The organism is Blautia sp. OF09-25XD (assembly GCF_003482095.1).
Taxonomy (GTDB): domain Bacteria; phylum Bacillota; class Clostridia; order Lachnospirales; family Lachnospiraceae; genus Fusicatenibacter; species Fusicatenibacter saccharivorans.
Map to the genome: position 1 here is coordinate 98,847 of NZ_QUMG01000002.1, position 21,230 is coordinate 120,076.

General features: G+C 47.7%; 13 protein-coding genes and 2 pseudogenes. 11 read left to right on the forward strand and 4 right to left on the reverse strand.

Annotated features, from left to right (window positions below; translation table 11 throughout):
• Nucleotides 1-36 precede the first annotated feature (36 nt).
• The 3 genes from DXA93_RS02465 (at nt 37) to DXA93_RS18180 (ending at nt 2,679) form a co-directional block, all read left to right on the forward strand.
• The gene (locus tag DXA93_RS02465) at nt 37-576 is read left to right on the forward strand and encodes a kinase (protein ID WP_226906354.1); all 540 of its coding nucleotides are present in this window, start codon (nt 37-39) and stop codon (nt 574-576) included.
• A gap of 113 nt (nt 577-689) precedes the next feature.
• Entirely contained in the window at nt 690-2,378 is a 1,689-nt protein-coding gene (locus tag DXA93_RS02470; RefSeq protein WP_055225796.1) for an AAA family ATPase, read from the forward strand.
• A gap of 13 nt (nt 2,379-2,391) precedes the next feature.
• Nucleotides 2,392-2,679 (forward strand): hypothetical protein, encoded by a 288-nt coding sequence (locus DXA93_RS18180; RefSeq protein ID WP_243109133.1) that lies wholly within the window; start codon nt 2,392-2,394, stop codon nt 2,677-2,679.
• A gap of 265 nt (nt 2,680-2,944) precedes the next feature.
• On the opposite strand, the gene DXA93_RS02480 is transcribed toward DXA93_RS18180, so the two are convergent.
• Together DXA93_RS02480 and DXA93_RS02485 are read right to left on the reverse strand one after the other, a co-directional pair.
• Nucleotides 2,945-4,081 carry a glycerate kinase family protein gene (locus DXA93_RS02480; RefSeq protein WP_119207681.1) on the reverse strand — a complete coding sequence of 379 codons (1,137 nt, stop codon included), beginning with the start codon at nt 4,079-4,081 and terminating at the stop codon, nt 2,945-2,947.
• Nucleotides 4,081-5,679: an AAA family ATPase gene (locus DXA93_RS02485; protein WP_119207682.1), complete on the reverse strand. Its 1,599-nt coding sequence runs from the start codon at nt 5,677-5,679 to the stop codon at nt 4,081-4,083. Before DXA93_RS02485 ends, DXA93_RS02480 begins: the two co-directional genes overlap by 1 nt.
• 490 nt (nt 5,680-6,169) lie before the next feature.
• Between DXA93_RS02485 and ileS the strand changes: the two are divergent.
• From ileS to rsmA, 5 genes and pseudogenes are all read left to right on the forward strand, one after another.
• Nucleotides 6,170-9,288: pseudogene (ileS, locus tag DXA93_RS02490) on the forward strand (isoleucine--tRNA ligase).
• Between the two features lie 108 nt (nt 9,289-9,396).
• Complete coding sequence (locus tag DXA93_RS02495) at nt 9,397-11,859, forward strand: glycogen/starch/alpha-glucan phosphorylase (RefSeq protein WP_118659752.1); 2,463 nt, start codon at nt 9,397-9,399, stop codon at nt 11,857-11,859.
• A gap of 207 nt (nt 11,860-12,066) precedes the next feature.
• On the forward strand, nt 12,067-12,309 hold the full coding sequence (locus DXA93_RS02500) for a hypothetical protein (protein WP_119207683.1): 243 nt from the start codon (nt 12,067-12,069) through the stop codon (nt 12,307-12,309).
• Nucleotides 12,310-12,323: 14 nt separating this feature from the next.
• Nucleotides 12,324-14,927 carry a hypothetical protein gene (locus DXA93_RS02505; RefSeq protein ID WP_119207684.1) on the forward strand — a complete coding sequence of 868 codons (2,604 nt, stop codon included), beginning with the start codon at nt 12,324-12,326 and terminating at the stop codon, nt 14,925-14,927.
• A gap of 15 nt (nt 14,928-14,942) precedes the next feature.
• Complete coding sequence (rsmA, locus tag DXA93_RS02510; protein ID WP_119207685.1) at nt 14,943-15,815, forward strand: 16S rRNA (adenine(1518)-N(6)/adenine(1519)-N(6))-dimethyltransferase RsmA; 873 nt, start codon at nt 14,943-14,945, stop codon at nt 15,813-15,815.
• Nucleotides 15,816-16,230: 415 nt separating this feature from the next.
• Here rsmA and DXA93_RS02515 read toward each other — a convergent pair whose 3' ends face one another.
• The gene (locus DXA93_RS02515; protein WP_022462912.1) at nt 16,231-17,382 is read right to left on the reverse strand and encodes an ROK family transcriptional regulator; all 1,152 of its coding nucleotides are present in this window, start codon (nt 17,380-17,382) and stop codon (nt 16,231-16,233) included.
• A gap of 513 nt (nt 17,383-17,895) precedes the next feature.
• Here DXA93_RS02515 and DXA93_RS02520 point away from each other — a divergent pair.
• The 3 genes and pseudogenes from DXA93_RS02520 (at nt 17,896) to DXA93_RS02530 (ending at nt 19,683) form a co-directional block, all read left to right on the forward strand.
• Nucleotides 17,896-18,294, forward strand: a complete 399-nt coding sequence (locus DXA93_RS02520) for a Fur family transcriptional regulator (RefSeq protein WP_119207686.1) — start codon at nt 17,896-17,898, stop codon at nt 18,292-18,294.
• A gap of 170 nt (nt 18,295-18,464) precedes the next feature.
• Nucleotides 18,465-19,009: pseudogene (locus DXA93_RS02525) on the forward strand (NADH peroxidase).
• A 140-nt stretch (nt 19,010-19,149) separates the two neighbouring features.
• Complete coding sequence (locus tag DXA93_RS02530) at nt 19,150-19,683, forward strand: cob(I)yrinic acid a,c-diamide adenosyltransferase (RefSeq protein ID WP_022462915.1); 534 nt, start codon at nt 19,150-19,152, stop codon at nt 19,681-19,683.
• Between the two features lie 179 nt (nt 19,684-19,862).
• Here the strand turns inward: DXA93_RS02530 and DXA93_RS02535 are convergent, their stop codons facing one another.
• Nucleotides 19,863-21,215 (reverse strand): MATE family efflux transporter, encoded by a 1,353-nt coding sequence (locus tag DXA93_RS02535; RefSeq protein ID WP_117510573.1) that lies wholly within the window; start codon nt 21,213-21,215, stop codon nt 19,863-19,865.
• Between the last annotated feature and the right edge of the window lie 15 nt (nt 21,216-21,230).

A 21,230-nucleotide genomic window follows, 5' to 3' on the forward strand; every position in this document is an offset into this window, starting at 1 on the left:
AGAAACTTTTAGATAATACGAAAGCGGGAATTATGTATGGAGAATGGAATGACAATGGGCGATTGCTTACGGACGAATAAATTAATCATTTTAAGAGGAAATTCCGGCAGTGGAAAAACAACTATTGCAAAGGAATTACAGCAAGTGTTCGGAAATAATACAATGCTGATCTCGCAGGATGTTATCCGAAGAGATATGCTCAAAGTCAAAGACGGAGAAAATACAAAGGCGCTGCCTCTTCTGGAAGAACTTCTGCGATATGGAAGAAAACACAGCGAGATTGTTATTCTGGAAGGAATACTGAATGCGGAATGGTATCGTGCATTATTTGAGCTGGCAGTAGCTTTATATGGAAAAAATATATACGCATATTACTTCGACATCCCCTTCGAGGAGACCGTGAAGCGCCACAAAACAAAGCCGAACTGCAATGATTTCAGTGCAGAAGATATGCAGAGATGGTGGAACGAAAAAGATTATACATCCGTTCTGTATGAAACCAGAATAACGGCGGATCAGGACAGAGAAAGCATAGTTCGTGACATCTGTCAAAACATAATATCCAATGGAAAATAATTGCTTCGGACAGGGAATGATCTTTGTTCTGCCAGAGAAATATGATAAAATAGAAACAGAAATAAATTTTTGCAAGCCTGTCGGTGGTAAAGGATTTAGGAAGGAGCAGACCCATGAAATCAGTAATTTCCATTGGAAATCAGGATTTTATATCCATCAGAAAGAATAACTGTTTTTATATCGATAAGACGGATTTTATCAGGGAATGGTGGGACAATCAGGACAGTGTTACTCTGATCACACGCCCAAGAAGATTCGGCAAGACCCTGAATATGAGTATGGTCGAATATTTCTTTTCCGTAAATCATTCCGAATGCAGCAAATATTTTGAAGACCTTGTCATCTGGAAAGAGGAAAGATTTCGTAAGCTGCAGGGAACGTATCCGGTGATTTCCCTCAGCTTTGCAGATATCAAGGCAACCACATATGAGACTGCAAGAAGAGCGGTAATTCGTAAGCTGGTAAAATTATATAGTACTTTTGAATTTGTCAAATCCAGCAAAGTATTAAATGAAAAAGACCGCGCCTATTTTGATTCCGTTGAAGAAAATATGTCGGATGATGCGGCAGCAGTAGCTGTCAATTATCTGTCCGATTATCTGAGCCGCTATTACGGAAAAAAGGTGATTATTCTTCTGGATGAGTATGATACTCCTTTGCAGGAATCGTATATTCATGGGTATTGGGAGAATCTTACTGCGTTTATCAGAAGCCTGTTCAATTCCACATTCAAAACGAATCCCTATATGGAACGGGGACTGCTGACAGGAATAACAAGAGTCAGTAAAGAATCTATCTTTTCCGATCTGAATAATCTTGAAGTTGTAACAACAACATCGGAAAAGTACAGCGGCTCGTTTGGCTTTACAGAAGAAGAAGTCTTTCATGCGCTGGAGGAAAATGGGCTGTCCGATGAAAAAGGAACCGTCCGCTATTGGTATGATGGATTTTCCTTTGGAAAACGGAAGGATATTTACAATCCGTGGTCCATTACAAAATATCTGGACACGGGAGAATATGGAACGTACTGGGCAGACACCAGCGGAAATATGCTGATCTCCAATCTGATCCGTCGAAGTCCTGCAAAGATCAAGACGGAAATGGAAGATTTATTAAACGGCAGAGTGATCTGCACAGAATTGGATGAGCAGGTTATTTTTGAACAGCTTGGCAGAAAGCGGGGAGCCATCTGGAGTCTTATGCTTGCGAGCGGATATCTGAAAGTGGATCGGTACGAAATGGATAACCGAACAGGAAAGCGCCAGTATGATTTGAAAGTGACAAATCATGAGACAATGCTGATGTTTGAACAAATGATAGAGGACTGGTTTACAGAAGAAGATTCTGCATATGGCAATTTTAAAGATGCTCTGCTTGCCGGAGATCTGGATTATATGAACCAGTTTATGAATCAGGTAGCACTTCAGACATTCAGCAGTTTCGACACGGGCGGAAAACCATCAGAGGAACTCGAACCAGAAAGATTTTACCATGGATTTGTCCTTGGGCTGATTGTTGATCTGGCCGGAAAATACAGAATCACTTCCAACAGAGAAAGTGGATTCGGAAGGTATGACGTAGTAATGGAGCCATTGAAAGAAAACCTGGATGCGATCGTAATGGAATTTAAGGTTCAGAACACATCAAAAGAAAAGTCGCTGGAAGAGACGGTGGAGCATGCACTTCGTCAGATTCAGGAAAAACAGTATGACACAGAATTGCTTGCCAGAGGAATCGCAAAGGAGCGGATCAGGTATTATGGATTTGCGTTTCGGGGGAAGAAAGTGTTGATTGGAAATTAAAATGAGAGAAAATATGAAAATCAGAAAAGCAGAACTGAAAGACCTGTCCAGAATTGCGGAAATTTTCGTGTTCAACAACCGAATCAATTATTTCCCGATTTTTCACGAGGAGGCCTATTCCTTCGGTGAAATGCAGGTAGTCCCGATGATCGACCAGTACTTTAAGAAAGAAGAAATCTTAAACCGCATCTATGTCTACGATGATGGAATTATAAGAGGTTTTACAGAAATCAACGGAACCGAAATCTGTAAACTATACGTAGATCCATGTCTGCAGAACAACGGAGTCGGCCACGGCTGATTACCTTTGCAATTGAAAAGTTTGACGCAGACCATCTATGGGCATTGGAGAAAAATACGCGTGCCATTGCGTTTTACAACCGCCACGGATTTCGGTGGACAGGAACGAAACAGCTGGAAGTAGGAACGACAGAATATCTGCTGGAATTAAGACGATGAGAGCACGACGTGTTTTCTGTCCTTCCTGCAAAAATTAAAGCAGGAGAAAACGGTCTTGTATTTTAACCGACTCAAGCAAGTAGCGAAGCGGATTGCGAATATCCGCTTTACTGAAGCAAAAATAGCCGAAAAGCCTGTTCCACGGTATCTGTCATATTTTCTGCCGCATTTTCTATGTCCATAGCTTCTTCGAGTGAAACGACGCTCCGCATAATAGGGAAAAAGGCATCAATTCCGGCGGCGTTGCATGTGGATGCATCTTTTGTAACACAGCCTGAGAATGCAAGGACAGGTTTGCCGTATTCTTTTGACAGTTTTGCAACTCCGATCGGCGCTTTTCCCATCACGGTTTGCCCATCGAGCTGTCCCTCACCGGTGATGACAAGATCAGCGTCTCTCACATCATCACGAAGTCGGGTTTCATCCAGTATGATCTGAATGCCGGGTTCCAGTGAAGCAGAAAGAAACGTCTGAAAAGCAAATCCAAGTCCGCCTGCAGCACCCGTTCCGGGAAATTCCGCGTCGACGTTCGGGAATGTTTTCCGGCAGAGTGCGGCGTAGGAGGCAAGCGATGTGTCCATACGTTTGATCATGACAGCATCCGCGCCCTTCTGCGGTCCGAAAACGGCGCTGCAGCCGTTGGAACCGCAGAGCGGATTCGTTACATCGCAGGCAATACGGAAGGTGCATTCCGAAAGTTCCGGCAGAACGTGATCTGCCGTAATCGTGGTAAGAGATTCCAGTCCGACAGCACCAAAAGGAACCTGTTTTCCTTCTGCATCGAGCAGTCCGAAACCGAGTGCCTGTAGCATACCAATACCGCCGTCATTTGTGGCACTTCCGCCGATTCCAATGATAAAGCGGTGGCAGCCATTGCGGATGGCATCGCAGATAACCTCACCGACACCGTACGTTGTGGCGTACAGCGGATTTTTCTCATCGCCGTGTACCTGCGTAATACCGGCAGCCCCCGACATCTCGATAATGGCGGTCTGCGTTCGGTCGATGATGCCATACGGGCAGATAACCTGTTTTCCGGCAGGACCGGTCACCGAAACGGAGACAAGCCGTCCGCCAAGACCTTCGGTCAGTGCCTGAACGGTACCTTCACCGCCATCGGCAAGCGGGCGCACAACCGTCTCCACCTTCGGATCGACACGATAAATCCCGGTGGCGGCCGCTGTTCCAGCCTGCAGAGAGGAAAGGCTTCCTTTAAAAGAATCAATTGCAATCACAACTTTCATCATTTTTCTCCTGATTTCAAATATTTTTCAATCCGACACTCATGCACCTTCGTCTTCTTATCATAATTAACACCAACCAGCAGAATATCCCCTGTATAAGATGCAATGGAAGCCGGGTAATGCTGTCTTTTAATCTGATCCAGTGCCGTTTTCGCATTCTTGTTCCATTTCAGTTCTACTACAAGCGCCGGAAAATCGTATCGGTATTCCGGCTTTGGCAGAAAGACAAAATCGGAAAAACCGCGCCCGGTCGGAAGTTCACGAATGGGTTTGAAGTAATATTGCATCGTACTTAAATAAGCAATCGTGAGGACACAACTGAGCGAATTTTCATTATGATACTGAATCACGGAAGTATATTCCTCATGGACCTTTTCAATTCCGGCAGCGACAGCATTTTCATCCATATCGAGCGTAGCATCTAAAAGATCCGCAGATTCCTGCTGGAAAGCGAAAAGTTCATTCCAATGATTGGAAGTCACCGCAGTCAGAAACTCCCTGCGGATTTCTTCGTTGGGAATATATGCCATCTGTGTCTGCTGATTGTAGGCAAGATAGCCCAAATGAATCAGCAGCGTCAGAACATCATCTTTATTTACAAAGCTGACCATGTCATTTTTAAAAGAGGTAACCATGACAGGAACTGCGGCGCCGGAAAGCATCTCCAGAATTGCTGTTTTCAATCCGTCAAAATCCATATTGATAAAAGGAACCATCGAGTCGTATGTGCTCGTCTCCGACCAATAGCTTTGGAATGTCCCATCCAGAAGCAGACTTGTCACCGCGTTTGGATTGTATACATGGTAATTTCCAAGCAGATAGCCGTCGTACCATCGTCTGACTTCCTCAAAATTTTGTCCGTATTTCTGACAGAGAGCGGAAACTTCATCTTCTGTGAATCCAATATAGGAAGCCAGCGGGCCTGGATTCAGCATGGAATACTGATGAAGATTATTTAAGGCAGACTGCGTTTTCAATTTTTTGATCGGAAGAATACCCGTGAGAAACGCAAGCTGGATATATTTCGTCGGTTCCGTCCCTTTGAACATTCCACGAAGAAAATTAATGTAATCATCCTGAATTTTCTGGTTGGAGGCCTCATCACGAATCAGGACATCCCATTCATCAATAATAATCACAAATTTCTGTCCGGTCGCCTCTTTGATCCGGGACAGAGCGTCGGGAACGGTGGAAACTTCCGGCGGAAGCTGATCTGCATAGATGGTACGCAGCTCGGCCAGTATACATTCTGTAATGTAGGCCACAATCTGTTCCGGATCGCTGACATTCGAAAGAAACCACTGGATGTCCAGATGAATCACATCGTACTGGTTCAGATGCTTCTCAAAGTCTGCCGTCTGGCTGATCGCAAGGCCAGAAAACATCTTTCTGGAATCACAGCCCTTGCTGTAATAGGCCGCCAGCATATTTGCAGCAAATGATTTTCCAAACCGCCGCGGGCGGCTGTTGCAGATATAGCCCTGCATGGTGTCCAGAACTTTGTTGGTATACGATAAAAGTCCTGTTTTGTCCACATAGATTTCGGAATTGAGAGCAACCTGAAATGCACTGTTGTCCGGATTCACAAATCTTCCCATGATTTCACTTCCCTTCCGTTTTTTGATTATACCCCGATTTTACCATTCCCCCATCCAAATAGCAACGCACACCCCCGAAAATCCCGTAAAATCGCGGAAAAGAACCGATAAAATATGCTTTCCACTCTTGACAACGCTTGCAGCCCCTAGTTATAATAAGGCATGAAAAACGATGACGAAGACAGTAGTCTGCGCGTGAACGGTACAGTGAAAGCGAGCCGGGGATGGTGGGAGTCCGGTACAAGTAGCGGCAGGTGAACATCACTTCCAAGTTGCAGTTCTGAATCTGCGCGTCCGGCGCATAAAATATAGAAAGCCGGAGAGCAGTGGTAAGAAGTTGCCGGTTGTTCCCCGTTACAGGAAATGCATATGATAGTATGTAACAGGTGGTTACGATAAGTACAGCTTTCGTCCTATTACAGGGCGGGAGCTTTTTCTTATTTTACGCGAGCAAATCAAACGAGAAACTTAAGTTTCAGGAGGTACAAGCATGTACAAGAAAGTTTCAACCGACATGAACTTTGTCGAGAGAGAAAAACAGGTTGAGAAGTTCTGGGAAGACAATCAGATCTTCGAAAAAAGTATGAAAGTGCGTGAAGGAAATCCGTCCTACGTGTTCTATGACGGACCGCCGACCGCAAACGGAAAACCGCACATCGGCCACGTAGAGACCCGTGTTATCAAGGATATGATCCCGAGATACCGTACCATGAAGGGTTATCAGGTGCCGAGAAAAGCAGGCTGGGATACCCACGGACTGCCGGTAGAGCTGGAAGTTGAGAAAAAACTCGGTCTGGACGGAAAAGACCAGATCGAAAAATACGGCGTAGAGCCATTCATCGAGCAGTGTAAAGAGAGCGTATGGAAATACGAGGGAATGTGGGAAGACTTCTCCCATACCGTTGGCTTCTGGGCTGATATGAAAAACCCATACGTTACGTATCATAACGATTACATCGAGTCCGAGTGGTGGGCATTAAAAGAGATCTGGAAGAAAGGTCTTCTGTACGAAGGACACAAAATCGTTCCTTACTGCCCGCGCTGCGGTACCCCGCTTTCTTCCCACGAAGTAGCGCAGGGATACAAAGATGTCAAAGAACGTTCAGCCGTTGTCCGCTTTAAAGTAAAAGGCGAGGACGCTTACATCCTGGCATGGACCACCACACCGTGGACCCTTCCGTCCAACGTTGCACTCTGCGTCAACCCGGATGAGGATTATGTAAAAGTAACAAGCAAAGGATATACCTATTATATGGCAGCTGCTCTGGTAGACACCGTTCTCGGTGAGGGCGCTGAAATCCTGGAGCATTATCAGGGTAAAGATCTCGAGTTCAAAGAGTACGAGCCGCTGTTCCCGTACGCTGAGAAGAGAATCGGAAACAAAAAAGCATACTATGTAGTCTGCGATACCTACGTAACACTGACCGATGGTACCGGTGTTGTTCATATCGCCCCTGCATTTGGTGAGGACGACTCCAAGGTCGGTCACAGATACGATCTTCCATTCGTACAGTTAGTAAACGAAAAAGGTGAGATGACCGAGGAAACTCCGTGGGCAGGCACTTTCTGCAAGAAAGCAGATATGGCCGTTCTGCAGGCACTCGAGGACAAGGATCTTCTGTTTGATGCGCCGCTGTTCGAGCACAGCTACCCGCACTGCTGGAGATGCGATACTCCGCTGATCTACTATGCACGTGAGACCTGGTTCATCCGCATGACTGCAGTAAAAGAGGATCTGATCCGCAACAACAACACCATCAACTGGATTCCGGAGAGCATCGGAAAAGGACGCTTCGGCGACTGGCTGGAGAATGTTCAGGACTGGGGACTTTCCAGAAACCGTTACTGGGGAACTCCGCTTCCGGTATGGCAGTGTGAATGTGGCCATCAGGACTGCATCGGCAGTATCGAAGAACTGAAAGAAAAAGCCGACAACTGCCCGGATGACATCGAGCTTCACCGCCCATACATCGACGCAGTGACCATTAAGTGCCCGAAATGCGGTAAAGAGATGCACCGTGTACCGGAGGTTATCGACTGCTGGTTCGATTCCGGCTCCATGCCGTTCGCACAGCATCACTATCCATTCGAGAACAAAGAAACCTTCGAGAAACAGTTCCCGGCACAGTTTATTTCCGAGGCTGTAGACCAGACACGTGGATGGTTCTACTCCCTGCTTGCAATTTCCACTCTGCTGTTCAACAAAGCACCATACGAGAACGTTATCGTTCTTGGTCTGGTACAGGATGAGAACGGACAGAAGATGAGTAAATCCAAAGGAAATGCGGTAGATCCGTTTGACGCACTGCAGACCTACGGTGCCGATGCGATCCGCTGGTACTTCTACACCAGCAGTGCTCCGTGGCTGCCGAGCCGTTTCGCAGGCAAGACGGTCGTGGAAGGACAGAGAAAGTTCATGGGAACCCTGTGGAACACCTACGCGTTCTTTGTCCTGTATGCAAACATCGACAACTTCGATGCAACAAAATACAGTCTGGAATATGACAAACTGGCTGTTATGGATAAATGGCTGCTGTCCCGTCTGGAATCCACTGTAAAAGCAGTAGACGACAACCTGGCAAATTACCGTATCCCGGAGGCAGCAAAAGCACTGCAGTCCTTCGTGATGATATGAGTAACTGGTATGTACGCCGCTCCCGTGAGCGTTTCTGGGCAAAAGGCATGGAGCAGGATAAGATCAATGCTTACATGACTCTGTACACCGCACTGGTGACCGTTGCAAAAGCAGCAGCTCCGATGATTCCGTTCATGACAGAGGATATTTATCAGAACCTCGTAAAGAGCATCGATGCAAGTGCACCGGAAAGTATCCATCTGTGCGACTTCCCGGAGGTACATGAGAACTGGATTGATCCGAAGATGGAAGAGGATATGGCAGACCTGCTGGAGATCGTCGTTATGGGACGTGCCGCAAGAAACACCGCCAACATCAAGAACCGTCAGCCGATCGGAACCATGTACGTGAAGAGCGAGTTCCAGCTTTCCGAGTTCTACAAAGAGATCATCAAGGATGAGCTGAACATCAAAGAAGTTGTATTCAAAGATGACATCGCAGATTTCATCAGCTACAGCTTCAAACCGCAGATGCGTACCGTAGGACCAAAATACGGAAAACTGCTGAACAAGATCAAAGCAACCCTGTCTGAGCTGGATGGAAACAAGGCTATGGCAGAGCTCAAGAGCACCGGCGAACTTAAACTTGACATCGATGGACAGGAAATTGTATTATTAGAGGAGGATTTGTTAATTGACATGGCACAGATGGAAGGCTATGTATCCGAATCCGACCATACAATCACCGTTGTTCTGGATACCAATCTGACTCCGGAACTGATCGAGGAAGGTTTTGTTCGTGAGCTGGTAAGTAAAATCCAGACCATGCGTAAAGAGGCCGGCTTTGAGGTTATGGACAAGATCAGAGTATATGCAAAAGACAACGACAAGATTGTAAGCATCATGAAAAACCATGGTGATGAAATTAAATCTGAAGTTCTGGCAGAAGAAATCGTGACTGGAGAGACAAAGGGCTATGAGAAGGAGTGGAATATCAACTCCGAAAAGGTTACCATGGCAGTAGAGCGTATCTAAGAATACTTCTGGATGCGTTTCCACGACGATCGTTAATATAAAAATCAGCCTGCGAGCGGGGATGCAGACAAGCTCTCCGCTCGCAGACTGCTATTGAGGAGGACGCAGATGTTAAACGCCGAGTTCAACAAAGAAACTTTTAAGAACAGTGTCAAAGAAAACGTAAAAATGCTGTACAGAAAAAATCTGGAAGAGGCTTCCCAGCAGGAAATTTACCAGGCAGTCTGCTACGCAGTAAAAGACGTTATTATTGACAACTGGCTGAAAACCCAGAAAGCAATGGATGAGCAGGATCCGAAGATTCTGTACTATATGTCCATGGAGTTCCTGATGGGACGTGCGCTGGGAAATAACCTGATTAACCTGACTGCATACAAACAGGTACAGGAAGCTCTTGATGAGATGGGACTGAACCTGAACCTTCTGGAGGACCAGGAGAGAGATCCTGCGCTTGGAAACGGCGGTCTTGGCCGTCTGGCAGCATGCTTCCTGGATTCCCTGGCTACACTGGGATATCCGGCATACGGCTGCGGTATCCGTTATAAATACGGTATGTTCAAACAGCAGATCCGCGACGGTTATCAGGTAGAAGTACCGGACAACTGGCTGAAACACGGCTATCCATTCGAGCTGAAACGCCCGGAATACGCAAAAGAAGTAAAATTTGGCGGATACGTAGCACAGGAGTATGATGAGGCTACCGGACGCGTAAACTTTGTACAGAAAGATTACCAGTCTGTAAACGCAATTCCTTACGATATGCCAATCGTAGGATACGACAACGATGTTGTAAACACGCTGACCATATGGGATGCAGAGGCTATTCAGGACTTCTCCCTGGATTCCTTCGACAAAGGTGATTACCACAAAGCGGTTGAGCAGGAAAACCTTGCAAAAACCATCGTAGAGGTTCTGTATCCGAACGACAACCATTACGAAGGAAAAGAGCTGCGTCTGAAACAGCAGTATTTCTTCATTTCTGCAAGCGTACAGAGAGCAGTTGCAAAATATAAAAAACATCACGATGATATCACAAAGCTGTATGAGAAGGTTACCTTCCAGCTGAACGATACTCACCCGACCGTAGCCGTTCCGGAGCTGATGCGAATCCTCATGGACGTAGAAGGCCTTGGCTGGGATGAGGCATGGGAGATCACCACAAAGACCTGCGCATACACCAACCACACCATCATGGCAGAGGCACTTGAGAAATGGCCGGTTGACCTGTTCTCCAGACTTCTTCCGCGTATCTATCAGATCGTAGAGGAGATCAACCGCCGCTTCCTGATCCAGGTAAGAGAGCAGTACCCGGGTGATGAGGAGAAAATCCGCCAGATGGCAGTCATCTACGACGGACAGGTTCATATGGCCCGTCTGGCTATCGTAGGCGGCTATTCTGTCAACGGTGTTGCACAGCTTCATACCGAGATTCTGAAAAAACAGACCTTAAAAGACTTCTACGAGATGACTCCGGAGAAGTTCAACAATAAGACGAATGGTATCACACAGCGTCGTTTCCTGCTTCACGGAAACCCGCTCCTGGCTGACTGGGTAACCGAGTACGCCGGAGACGGCTGGATCACCGATCTGCCGAAGATCGAAAAGATCGCTAAGCTGGCAGATGACACCCAGGCACAGAAGGAATTTATGGAAATCAAATATAAAAATAAAGTCCGCCTGGCAAAATACATCAAAGAGCATAACGGTATCGATGTAGACCCGAACTCCATTTTCGATGTTCAGGTAAAACGTCTGCATGAGTACAAACGTCAGTTTATGAACATTCTGCACATCATGTATCTGTATGACCGCCTGAAAAAGAACCCGGATATGCCGTTCTACCCGAGAACCTTCATCTTCGGAGCAAAAGCATCCGCAGGTTATGAGCGTGCAAAAGCGATCATCAAACTGATCAATTCCGTTGGTGATGTGGTAAACAACGATCCGACCATCAAAGGAAAGATCAAAGTCGTATTTATCGAGGATTATCGTGTCAGCAACGCAGAGCTGATCTTTGCCGCTGCTGATGTTTCCGAGCAGATTTCCACCGCAAGTAAAGAGGCTTCCGGTACCGGTAACATGAAGTTCATGCTGAACGGTGCCCTGACTCTTGGAACCATGGACGGTGCAAACGTAGAGATCGTTGAGGAAGTTGGAAAGGAGAACGCCTTTATCTTCGGACTTTCCGCAGATCAGGTTATCGAATATGAGAACAACTACACCTACGATCCGATGAGCTACTTCATCCACGATCAGGACATCCACAACGTAGTGATGGATCTGATCAGCGGAAGATACTCAAACGGCGACACCATGATGTTCCGTGATCTGTATGACTCCCTGCTCACACCGAAGAATGCTCCGCGCCCGGATATGTACTTTACCCTGGCAGACTTCAAGTCCTATGCGGCAGCACAGGAGCGTGTTGAGGATAAATACAGAAATACTTCTGCATGGGCAAGAAGCGCGATCCTGAATACCGCACACAGCGGCAAATTCACATCCGACCGTACCATCCAGCAGTATGTAGATGATATCTGGCATCTGGACAAGATTACTGTCAGAAAGTAATCGGAATCAAATATAAGTAGTTAGGGGACACCTGCTTTTCCGGGAAAAACCGGAGGGGCGGGTGTTCTTTTTTTGATGACCGCTGGAAGGATTTGCATCCCGAAAAATGCCTGCAAAACAGGCATTCTTTTGACATTCTACGGGGAGTGTGGTACACTGTTCGTGTCTATGAACTAAAACAATCTGAAATGTATTGAGGTGAAAAGATTGGATAAAGCTGAATATCAAAGCCGGCTGGAAGAGCTGAACAGTCTGGTAAAAAAAGAGGACTATGAGGGGGCACTTGCAGTTGTAGAAGCCGTTGACTGGCGGCGTGTCAAGAGTCTGCGCACGCTCGGCATGGTAGCGGATGTCTATGAGGCGAACAAACGATATCCGGAGGCGAAGAAGATTCTGCTGATGGCGTATGACCGTTCTTCCATCGGAAGGGCATTCTGTACCGCCTGGTAGAGGTCTCCGTAAAAATGAAAGACTTTGATGAGGCGATTGACTTTTACAACGAGTTTGAAGCAGTCGCACGTCACGATAATTCCCGGTATCTGCTGAAATACAAGATTTTAAGAGGACAGAAAGCGCCGCTTGAGGAGCAGATTTCCCTTCTGGAGGAATACAAAGAGCGGGAATTTACCGAGAGATGGGCATATGAACTGGCAAACCTTTACAGCAAAGCCGGAGAGACGCAGAAATGCATCGATGCCTGTGATGAGCTGATCCTGTGGTTCAGCGAGGGCAAATATGTAACAAAGGCAATGGATCTGAAAATGAAGTACGAGCCGCTGTCACCGTCCCAGCAGATCAAATACGAGCATCGTTTTGACTACAAAAAGAATGAAGAGCCGTCCGAGGATCCGGAAGCACTTGAAGTGCGGTTAGCCGGAGAGAGCGGAGCCGGTGAAATGGCTGCGACGAAAGAGCCGGCAGAGACGCCGGAAGTAAAACCGGTAAACGGCGGTGTGATGAGCCAGTATGTGGCCGGTGAAGAAGAAAAAGAAGCCGGTTCGCCGTACGAAGCATATGAGAAAACACAGCAGGCCGAGGCAGATGCAGAGCAGGTGCAGGAGTACGAAGCACTGCAGCAGACAGAGGAGCCGATCGAGGAGATTCCGGAAGAGCAGGCGTATGCAGACAGCACGCCGACGTACCTTGGAAATACGATCGATCTTCACGCAGAGCTTGCAAAGAGCATCCGCGACGTCTTCTCCTTCCGCGGAAAGAAACAGGAAGAGACGGCAGTCGAGGAAGAGACAAGCGAAGAGCCGGTACAGTACGAAGTAAAAGATCTGGAGCCGGAGCAGCTTGATGTAAACGTAGAGGTATCCCCGGATGCCAACACGACGATCAAGACAAGACCGCAGCCAAAACCGAAGGAAAAAGCCGAGCCGGTAATGCCGAAAGCACCGAAGCCGGAGAAGAAATACGAAGAGCCGGACCTCGAAGCACTGTTCCAGGAGACCGCAGCAAACCTGTCGGAGGAAGTTGCGGAGGAAGAAGCAGAAGAGCCGGCTGAGCAGGTAGCAGAAGCCGAAACCGCAGAGCAGCCGATGGATCCGGAGTCCGAGGCAGAGGCACGGGAAGCGGCTGAGGAGCCGCAGGCGGAAGCTGAGCCGGAAGAAGCAGCAGAACCGGCAGATGAAGCGGAAACCGAAGAGATCACAGAACCGGCGGATGAGGCTGAAACCGAAGAAGCTGCAGAGCCGATGGATGAAGCTGAGATCGAAGAGATTATAGAACCGGCAGCCGAGGCTGAAATCGAAGAAGCAGAAGTTACAGAACCAGCAGTGGAAGCTGAAACAGAAGCAGCCGAGAAGGCTCAGGCGGAAGCCGAAATTGAGGAAACCGTAGAACCGGCGGAGACGCCGTCCATGGATGCAACGGTTGTCATCCCGGATCTGAAACCGGCAGAGGAGACACGGCCGACCATCGATTTTAGTGAGCTTCAGGCAGCGCTGAACGCAGAAGTGCAGGAAGCTGAAAAAGCATCGGAAATCGAACTGCCGGACGAGCCGGAAAGCGAAACAGAGCCGGAAACCCCGGCCGAGACTGAGCCAGCCGATCCGTTTGAGCCGGCAGGAACCCAGCCGATCGAGATTACCCCGGAGGAAATCGAAATCGAAGTTCCGACCGAGCCAAAGCGTGAGCGCGTATCCGATGCGACGATCAACATGAGCATCGAAAAAACAACGGATGCCACCGTTCAGCTGATCCGCGACAACATTCCGGAAGGAACTGTTGCGAAATCGATTGAAGAGGTGCTCCGCGAGGAGACGCCGGAGGAGGCAAGACTCCGCATCCTGAACGACACCCAGCCGGATAAGCTGAGTGATGAGCAGAAAGCGCTGTTTACTTACTTTGCGAAAGTTCCAGGCATGGATATCCAGATTCTGGATGCAATGCATGGTGTTTATCATTACGCAGGCGACCGTACTTCCCGTCATGGAAACATTGCCATTATGGGCGGATACGGTACTGGAAAAACGAAGCTGTCGGAGGATCTCGTCCGTGCAATCTGTGCTGACTTAAAACTTCCGGCAACGAAGATGGCCCGTCTGGATGCATCTGTTCTGAACAAAAAGGACTGTGCGCAGATTGTTTCAAAGCTGGCGGGAGGTTTCCTCCTGATCGAGCGTGCCGGTCTGATGTACCCGGAGACGATCGAGAAGCTGTCGCAGGCAATGGATTTCCGTACCGACAGTCTGGTTCTGATCATCGAGGATGAGAAGGTCAGCATGAGAGGTCTTCTGCGGAATTACCCTGATTTTGCGAAGAAGTTTGAGACGGTCATTTCGATTCCTGTTTTCACGAACGACGAGCTTGTTACGTTTGCCCGCACGTATGCGCGTGAGAATGGATACAAGATGGACGAGATGGGTGTGCTTGCTCTGTATACACAAATTGGCAATAATCAGAAGGAGGGCGAGCCGATGACGATTTCACAGGTCAAAGATATGGTGGATCGTGCCATCGCCCATGCAGAAAAGGGAACCCGTAAATTCGGAAGACGCATGTCCAGAAAGCATACCGATGCGGACGACCGCGTGATTCTTTACGAGAAAGACTTTGAGTTCTAAATACATGGAGAATTTATGGAGAAAGTAAAACCGTGGCTCGGGGAGCCGCAGAATACAATAGCCGTACTGCAGAAGTACGGCTTTGTATTTCAGAAAAAGTATGGTCAGAATTTTCTGATCGATCCACATGTGCTGGATAAGATTGTAGCCGCTGCAGGTATCGGACCGGACGATTTTGTTGTGGAAATCGGACCTGGTATCGGTACGCTGACGCAGTATCTTGCGTATGCTGCGCGGAGTGTGTGTGCGGTGGAAATTGACAAGAATCTGATCCCGATTCTGGAGGATACGCTGTCGGATTATGATAATGTTGAGGTTATCAACAATGATGTTTTGAAGGTGGATCTGGCGGCGCTGGCGAAGGAGAAGAACAACGGACGGCCGATCAAGGTTGTGGCGAATCTTCCGTATTATATTACGACGCCGATTATTATGGGATTATTTGAGAATCATGTGCCGGTGGATTCGATTACGGTTATGGTTCAGAAGGAGGTTGCGGACCGGATGCAGACGGGGCCGGGATCGAAGGATTACGGGGCGCTGTCGCTGGCGGTGCAGTATTATGCGGAGCCGTATATTGTGGCGAATGTGCCGCCGAACTGTTTTATGCCGCGGCCGAAGGTTGGAAGTGCGGTGATCCGGCTGACGCGTCATGAGGTGATGCCGGTGGAGACGAAGGATGAGAAGTTGATGTTCTCCATTATTCGGGCGTCGTTTAATCAGAGACGGAAGACTCTGGCGAACGGACTGAAAAATTCGGAGCTGCTGCATTTTTCGAAAGAGGAGATTGAGGCTGCAATCACAGCCTGCGGCTGGCCGCTTACGATTCGTGGGGAGGCATTGAGTTTACAGGAGTTTGCGCGGTTGACGGATGAATTGTATAAATAGAGGGGACGCCTCACCGCCGCCCGTCCGCCCTTGCGTGATGCGCATGGCAGCGGGGGAAAAGGGCATGAAAAAAAGCACCGTTGGCGAAACAGTGCTTTCTTTCATTTTTATTTTTAAAGGAAGGAGAGCCGATTTTCTAATCGGCAATATGAAAAAGAAAATTGTGTAAATAATGTTGGCATTCATTATTTATGCTTTTAGTATACGGGTAAATTATGTTGAAAGCGTGTTCATGTTGTAAAAAAATCATGAACAAATTGTGACTATTCAGAGCCATGCGAAATTTCAGAACAAATTGCGAATCATGCTTGCATGAATGAGCACTTTTTTCTGAAATTTCATATGGCGAGAAGCCACATCAAGATGCAGCGCAGCGGAATCGAGATGGGGCTCTGAACAGGGACTTATTTCTGAGTTACAGGTCCAGCAGCTTAAAGGTGGAAATTCCGAGGAAGTTCCGGGAGCAGAGGCTGATTCCGCCCATGAGGACGGAGACATCCTGCAGGTGAGCCGGGAGGACGTGGAGGTACCAGCGGAGGCGGTTCTGGATTCCGGAGGTGATTTCGTCGATCAGACCTGGGATGTAGTTGGTGAAGGAGCTGTTGATGACGATGACGTCCGGGTTGAAGGTGTGGAGAACCGTGTTCAGGCTGATTCCGATGTAGTGGGTGAAATCCTGCATTACTTTGCGGGCGTTGGGGTTGCCTTCCTGGTAATACTGGATGAAGCGTTCGACGGAGACGTTTTCTAAGCCTTCGGCGGCGGCAAAATCGTTCAGGACGGCGGCTTCGGAGATGTACTGTTCGAGGCAGCCGTGGTTGCCGCAGGGGCAGGGCCGGCCATCGGGGAAGAGGATGGTGTGGCCGAATTCGCCGGCGTAGCCGTTCTGGCCGGTGTAGAGTTCGCCGTCAATGAGGATTCCCATGCCGACGCCTTCGTGGATGTTCAGGAAGATCATATTTTTAAAGTGCTCTGCGCAGGCGGCTTCGCCGATGACGGAGAGGTTGGCTTCATTTTCTACGATGACAGGGACCTGAAATTCTTCTTCGAGGTAGTTTTTCAGGTTGGAGTGTTTTAGATCGTAGTAGGGTGTGAATAAAACGAGGTCGTCGCAGACGACGCCGTAGATTCCGATGGAGATTCCGACGAGGCCGCACGGGGTCTTGGGGAGGTCGGATTTGGTTTTGTGGAGGAGGGAAATCAGGTATTCCTCCAGGGAGAGGGATGGATCAATCGGGTATTCTTTTACAGTACATGATTTTCCCTTCAGATCTCCGGTGAGAATGGTGATCTTTTTTACGCCGAGATCGACGGCGATGATGGAACCGCAGCGATTATTAAAAGTAAGCAGAATCGGTTTTCGACCCATGGAAGTTTTTTCGGCGCTGCCGAGTTCTATGACGAGCTGGCGGTCGAGCAGTTCCTGGACGATGGTGGATACGGTTGCTTTTGTCAGATGCAGCATTTTCGCCAGATCTGCGCGGGAAAGCGGCGGATGGTTGGCGATTGCCTCGAGAACCAGGGCGCGGTTCATGTCTCGTATATATTCCTGATTTCCGGTACTCATAAAAAATCCTCCATTCTGCCGCATTGGCTGTACATCAATCTTAACATAAATGAGAGAGAAATGACAGGGAAAATCGGGGATGGGCAATACGAATAGAAAAATTAACGGAGAAAAACGATTTCTAGACAGAGTAGAGAGTAAGGGACAGAATTAGAAATAAAATATGTGATAAATACACAAATAAAATATAAAATAATTCTAAAAAATGTACAGATTCACAGAAGATTCACTGCACGTTCATAATCTGTTCATAATTAATTGGTATAGTTATCTTAGTTCCAAAAGAACAGCGTGTATGCAATCACTACACAATTAAGATTTTTTCATAATAATAGCCCAGGCGCCGAGAGGTTCCTGGGCACTCCTCGTTTTTTGGGAATTTTTGATCTTGGGACAGACGGAAATCTGTGTAGACAGGGTAGTGATCTTTTTCTTGACTTTTGCGAGAAGCAGCCCTATAGTATAAATATAATAACAATTACTGTTATCGAAAGATACGAAAGGAAAAAAACTATGTCAACACTCAAGTATAGCAGACAAAGAGAAAGCATCAAAGTCTGCCTTCGGGGGCGAAAGGATCACCCGACCGCAGATATGCTCTATACCGATGTACGGAAAGAATTTCCCAATATCAGTCTTGGCACAGTATACCGGAACCTGTCTCTTCTTTCTGAATTAGGAGAGATCAAGCGTCTTACAACAGGAGATGGCCCGGACCGGTTCGATGGAGATACTTCCACGCATCACCATTTCATTTGCAGAAAATGTCACTGCGTGACAGACCTTACAATGCGTGACATCAGCGAAATCAAGAACGTAGCAGCGGAAAATTTCAGAGGTACGATCGAAGATTACTCTGTGAATTTTTACGGCATCTGCGAGAACTGCAAAAATCACCCGGGGAACGTATAGCATCCCCAGGAAGAAAGAAAAAATTAAAAATAGGCATTGACAAAAAGGGAAGCTTATGTTAAAGTAATATCAGTAACAGTTACTAATATTAAAAATAAAAAACTGTTATAAACCACAAAATTGGAAATGATAAAATTAAATACACAACAAAAAGAAAGGAAAGAAAGACTATGAAAAAATTTGTATGCAGCGTATGTGGATATGTTTATGAAGGAGCAGAAGCACCGGAAGTCTGTCCGATCTGTAAAGCACCGAAAGAGAAATTTATCGAGCAGGGCGAGGATCTGACCTGGGCAGCAGAGCACGTAGTTGGCGTAGCATCCGATGTTCCGGAAGATATCAAAAAAGACCTGAGAGCCAATTTCGAGGGCGAGTGCTCTGAGGTTGGTATGTACCTGGCAATGTCCAGAGTAGCATTCCGCGAGGGATATCCGGAAGTAGGTCTGTACTATGAAAAAGCAGCTTACGAAGAAGCAGAGCACGCAGCAAAATTCGCAGAGCTTCTCGGCGAAGTCGTAACCGACAGCACCAAGAAAAATCTGCAGATGCGTGTAGAGGCAGAGAACGGAGCAACCGCTGGCAAAACAGATCTTGCAAAACGTGCCAAAGCCTGAATCTCGATGCAATCCATGACACCGTGCATGAGATGGCAAGAGACGAAGCTAGACACGGAAAAGCATTCGCTGGTCTGCTGGCTAGATATTTCGGTAAATAATCAGGAAACCTTTTTGGGGGGCGGAATAAAATCTGCCCTCCTTTTTCCGTTGTTTACAATTTTTACTTGGGATTGCGAACTTGTTTCGAATTACCTGTTGTTTACAAATGAACATAGAAAGAAAAAGCGAGGTTTTCACCATGGAAAAACAGACAGGCTGTGTCCACATCTACTGTGGGGATGGAAAAGGAAAGACGACTTGTGGTATGGGACTCTGTACGCGTGCGGCAGGGTATGGATACCGTGTTTTGATTTATCAGTTTATGAAAGATAACAGCACGAGCGAGCGGAAGGTGCTCTTACTGTCGCCGAATGTGACGTTTGTGCCGGGGCAGGACAAGATAAAGTTTTCGTTTCTGATGACACCGGAGGAGAAGGCAGAGCAGAAACGGTATTATGAAGAGCAGTTTCAGAAAGTGACAGAAAAAGCAGTTCAGGAAGAATACGATGTACTGTTTCTGGACGAGCTGGTTTATACGATTGGAAGCAAACTGTTTGATGAGCAGCTCCTTCTGGATTTTCTGGATCACAAGCCGGAGAAGCTGGAAGTGATTCTGACAGGGCAGGGACCATCGGAGGCGCTGATTGAGCGGGCGGACTATGTTTCGGAGCTGAAAAAAATCAAGCATCCGTTTGACAAGGGTCTTGCGGCAAGAGATGGAATCGAGCGGTAACGCTGAAAAAACAAGAAAAAAGATACTGTTTTGCGGGGAAGATGATTCCATGCAGAACAGTATCTTTTTCTTGATTTTGCGGGCAATGAACCAAAATCTGTGATGGAACAAGTTTCTGGTGATTGCCGCGATAACCTGAGAAGTATCTGGAAGCCGCTGTAAGACAGAAAATAACGTTATTATTTCGCACCGCGATCCGCAATCATTTTCGTGGATTTCTTCACGCAGTACAGACATGTCGGTGCGATATAGCAGCAGGCGGCGAGCCACGCAGCCTGATCCGCAAAGCAGATTGCGGTGAAGCCAAACGCACCGACAAATCCCAGGCAGACAATCGTTCGTGCCAGCATCTCCATTACGCCGGAGAAAACGGCTCTTCCCGAGTAGCCAAGTCCCTGCGTTACCATACGGCAGACATTCAAAATACCAAGCATCCAGTAGAAAAATCCGAGGCAGCGCAGATATTTTGCCGAAGCGTTGATTGCTTCGAAAGCAGAGCTGACAATAAAGAGCTTTGTCAGCGGCCGTCCGAACAGAATCATGATGACACCTGCAAACGCACCATAGCCGACACCGACAAGCACACCCTGGCGGAGTCCCTGACGGATTCGTTTTGCCTGGCCTGCTCCGAGATTCTGACTGCAGAAAACGGAAGCCGCGGTACTGATCGCATCAAACGGGCACATCATAAACTGTTTGATTTTCATAGCAGCTGTGAACGCCGAAACATAAACACTGCCAAGCCCATTATTCGCTGACTGCATTACCATACTGCCGATCGCCGTGATCGAAAACTGCAGTCCCGTCGGAATGCCCATTGCGAGGAGTTCCTGCGCGGCATCCTTTCGCAGAGTGCGGTTTTCTTTTGTCGGAAGCAGGAGCTTTACCCTACGGGAAATAAAAAACAGACATAAGAGTCCGCTGATCGCCTGGGCGGAAATCGTCGCAATCGCCGCTCCTGCGCATCCCAGATGCAGAATGATAATACAGAACAGATCGAGGAAAATATTCAGGATTGCCGAAAATGCCAGAAACAGAAACGGCGTGCGGCTGTCCCCGACGGCACGCAGGATGCTGGAAAGATAATTGTACAGAATCGAAAACGGAATTCCGAGGAAAATCACAAGCTGATATGCGTAGGCATCCGCGAAGATATCGGACGGAACCGACAGCAGGTGCAGAATCGGTGCACAGAGTAAACTGCAGAGTGTGGTCAGAATGGCCGCAATCAGGACAGCAAGTGCAGCACCATTAAAGATATAATCGCGCATTTTATCAAGCTTTCCGGCGCCGAAATACTTGGCAACCGGAACACTGAATCCCGTGCAGCTTCCCATACAGAAGCCGAGCACCAGAAACTGTACACTGCTGCTTGCACCGACGCTGGCGAGTGCCTCCGGGCCAAGTGCCTGGCCGACAATCGCCGCATCAATGATGTTATACGTCTGCTGCAGCAGATTTCCGATGAGAAGCGGAAAGGCAAACGAGAGCATCAGCTTTACCGGATTTCCCTTTACCATAGATGTTGCCATAAAAAACGCCTCCCC

What these genes read in the sequence shown, in the direction of transcription:
- DXA93_RS02465 (WP_226906354.1), top strand. Translation starts at nt 37, where the DNA reads ATGGAGAATGGAATGACAATGGGCGATTGCTTACGGACGAATAAATTA.
- DXA93_RS02470 (WP_055225796.1), top strand. Translation starts at nt 690, where the DNA reads ATGAAATCAGTAATTTCCATTGGAAATCAGGATTTTATATCCATCAGA.
- DXA93_RS18180 (WP_243109133.1), top strand. Translation starts at nt 2,392, where the DNA reads ATGAAAATCAGAAAAGCAGAACTGAAAGACCTGTCCAGAATTGCGGAA.
- DXA93_RS02480 (WP_119207681.1), bottom strand. Translation starts at nt 4,081, where the DNA reads ATGAAAGTTGTGATTGCAATTGATTCTTTTAAAGGAAGCCTTTCCTCT.
- DXA93_RS02485 (WP_119207682.1), bottom strand. Translation starts at nt 5,679, where the DNA reads ATGGGAAGATTTGTGAATCCGGACAACAGTGCATTTCAGGTTGCTCTC.
- DXA93_RS02495 (WP_118659752.1), top strand. Translation starts at nt 9,397, where the DNA reads ATGTTAAACGCCGAGTTCAACAAAGAAACTTTTAAGAACAGTGTCAAA.
- DXA93_RS02505 (WP_119207684.1), top strand. Translation starts at nt 12,324, where the DNA reads ATGAAAGACTTTGATGAGGCGATTGACTTTTACAACGAGTTTGAAGCA.
- rsmA (WP_119207685.1), top strand. Translation starts at nt 14,943, where the DNA reads ATGGAGAAAGTAAAACCGTGGCTCGGGGAGCCGCAGAATACAATAGCC.
- DXA93_RS02515 (WP_022462912.1), bottom strand. Translation starts at nt 17,382, where the DNA reads ATGAGTACCGGAAATCAGGAATATATACGAGACATGAACCGCGCCCTG.
- DXA93_RS02520 (WP_119207686.1), top strand. Translation starts at nt 17,896, where the DNA reads ATGTCAACACTCAAGTATAGCAGACAAAGAGAAAGCATCAAAGTCTGC.
- DXA93_RS02530 (WP_022462915.1), top strand. Translation starts at nt 19,150, where the DNA reads ATGGAAAAACAGACAGGCTGTGTCCACATCTACTGTGGGGATGGAAAA.
- DXA93_RS02535 (WP_117510573.1), bottom strand. Translation starts at nt 21,215, where the DNA reads ATGGCAACATCTATGGTAAAGGGAAATCCGGTAAAGCTGATGCTCTCG.